The sequence below is a fragment of the Paraburkholderia sp. EG304 genome (assembly GCF_046543485.1).
Lineage (GTDB): Bacteria > Pseudomonadota > Gammaproteobacteria > Burkholderiales > Burkholderiaceae > Paraburkholderia > Paraburkholderia youngii.
The window spans coordinates 1-2,506 of the sequence record NZ_JBKGUA010000176.1; the positions used below are offsets into that span (position 1 = coordinate 1).

The 2,506-nt window shown below is 57.5% G+C and carries 2 protein-coding genes and 1 pseudogene; 1 reads left to right on the top strand and 2 read right to left on the bottom strand.

The window, feature by feature from the left end; all coding sequences use genetic code 11:
* Positions 1–441 precede the first annotated feature (441 nt).
* Complete coding sequence (locus ACLFKU_RS43035) at positions 442–1,377, bottom strand: hypothetical protein (RefSeq protein WP_410853297.1); 936 nt, start codon at positions 1,375–1,377, stop codon at positions 442–444.
* A gap of 476 nt (positions 1,378–1,853) precedes the next feature.
* Here ACLFKU_RS43035 and ACLFKU_RS43040 point away from each other — a divergent pair.
* Positions 1,854–1,943, top strand: a pseudogene (locus tag ACLFKU_RS43040) (IS6 family transposase); the annotation flags it as partial.
* Between the two features lie 145 nt (positions 1,944–2,088).
* Here ACLFKU_RS43040 and ACLFKU_RS43045 read toward each other — a convergent pair.
* The gene (locus tag ACLFKU_RS43045; RefSeq protein ID WP_410853298.1) at positions 2,089–2,421 is read right to left on the bottom strand and encodes a type VI secretion system contractile sheath small subunit; all 333 of its coding nucleotides are present in this window, start codon (positions 2,419–2,421) and stop codon (positions 2,089–2,091) included.
* Positions 2,422–2,506: the final 85 nt, after the last annotated feature.

Consider the following 2,506-nt stretch of genomic DNA (forward strand, 5'->3'; position numbering starts at 1 on the left):
TCGCCGGCGTCGACGCCTTACAACCGGTGCCTCTTCTTCGATAGTGTTCACGTGTCCACCTATTTAAGTGCACACGATGCTCCCAAAACCTTCAACGCTACTCAAGACGGGATGGCCGGGCGCTTACCAAAGACACGACGCTGCGATCCTCAAAGTACTTGAACGACGTGATCGGGCAGGATCATCGTCACATCAAATCACAGCTGAACGTGATACTCGGTTTCAAACAGTTCCGGAACGCGGACAATCGCGATCTCGGGCTTCGAGCTGACCCGTCGTATTCGCAAAGGTCAGTCCGATCTGACGAACCTGCGCCTCAAAGATGCCACTGCGCCCGCTGTTTGGAAGGCAGTCCTTTCAGTTCGAAGAGGTGACGGTGGATACGCCAATTCTTTCGCGCGCCGCTGAAATTGCACCAGAGCCAGCTGCTGGGGGTCCAACTTAGACGTCGTCGGCGTAATCAATACCCGTGAGCACGCCCAGATGGGCAACCGTAGTGAAATGCGAGTCGTCGTTCGTATCCATGTCCAGCTCGCGCACATTGCCGCCCAGATCGGTCACGAAGGCACGGCGCCCTCGCCAATCCAAGCACACGCCAATCCCTTCCTTGAGTCCGCGCGCAACCACTTCACGATTAACCAGTCCCAACGTTGTGATCCTTGCGCGGTTCAGCGTATTTCCGTCGTCCGCATCGTCGCCGCGATCTGTCCAATAGAGCATCGCGTCGTGGTGGTCGATATCGAGATCAATAGGCTCCGGCAATTTGTCAAGCAAACATTCGACGTCTGAGCGTCTATCGGGAGCCGCATTTGCCGGTAGGTCAATGCCTGCCCTAAAGATGCGCCCCTGTCCGCCATCCGGAGGACCCTTCTGTGACCAGTAAATGTGTCCGTTTGTCTTATCCAGCGCAATGCCTACACAGTGGCGGGTTGCGTCAGCCGTATCTTCCGGGAAATTCCCAGTCCGCACGAGCTCCGTGACCTGACTGCCATCCAGCCGCGCACGCATGACTCGCATGCCTTCACGATCGCACCAGTACAGATGACCGGCTTCCTTGTCCAGCGCCAGTTCCTTCGGGGTTCCTGCCTTCCCCGAAGGCACGAGCACCCGATGCTCACTACCGTCTAGCTTCGAGCATTCGATCGTGCCATCGTTCGGTGGAAGTCCAGAGAGCATCGCATCGCCGTTGATTAGATGAATGCCGCTGCCCATGTTGCTCCAGTATAACAACTGGTCTTCGGCGTCCACCTTTATGCCGTCGGGCGTGTTCGTCAGGTCTGCGATAACGATTTCGTGCGAACCGTCCGGGGATAAGGCGATGATTGCCGGGGGACGTGCCTGGATGACATACAGCGTACCGCCATCACGTGTAGCCACAGTGCGACCTCCGTCGAGTCTGCAATATACGTTGTCAGGGTGGCAGCAGCGGTGTGCCGCACTGCCACTACCGAACGGTTTGTCACAAAAGCCCTCGGGTTACGCGATGACGTGAAAAGCGTCAATCCCGCCTTTTGAACCTGCGACAGATGCCGCGTTTGCCGAACCACCCATCGGGGAAGCGGGACGTTCCGGAGCCGGTGGTCACCGGCAGATGCATCATATGCTCGATAACGTTCAGCCACAACTGACTCCCGTGAGCCCAGAATTTCGATCCAATCTTTACTACGTGGTTGGATGCACTGCTCCCCGAGCAGAGGATGCCGGCAATCACGTCGGACTTGCCGGCCCGGTTCGGACGGACGGATTTCCGCGAGAACGTCCCCCCGCATGCGATCGCACATCGACGAGCTGGACACTCGTATGGCTGGGGCAGGCTCTGTCAGGTTGACCCAGGAGCGGGGTAGAATGAAGCGATGAAGAAAAGAAAGCCGCTTTATCACGGTCACCGCTTCCCTGCCTTCGTCATCAGCTGCGCGGTTCGCTGGTATTTCCGGTTCAGCCTCCCAGCGTGCAAAGACGGCGCGGCGCAAGCGGGGCACCATCGAATAGGCTTCGTCGCCCGGTTCGATTCGCGCCGCCCCAATCAGCTGGTCGAGTAGCGAACGATCTGCGTCCCACACGGGCACGATTGTCGTTGCGCGCAGCATGTCACTCATGTGTTACCCCGGTGGTTTTGCCATTCGATTCAGGTCTCTTGTTTTCAATGCCGAGTTCACCCATCAGACGCGTGCGCGCTTTCTCGTCTACTATCAACGCCTGGACACGCTTGCGGAAATGAGGGTTGTTGCCGAGCGGGCCCTTCGGCGCTTTGAGCGCATCGCGCAACGCGATCATCTGGCACAACTCCGGTACTTTCTGTACGACTGCGTCAGGAGAGAAATCGTGGATGGACTCAAATTCCAGATTCACTGTGAGCTGCGCGTCCGGACCCGGATTCGCCTCTAGCAGGCTGTTGAAATACCCCTCGCCGGCGAGCAGCACTTCATTTCAATGAGTCGCTGCGCCGGTTTGTGATGTCGATTTGATGCTCAATGCCTTTTATTCAGGTGGAACCAATGCCATCTCC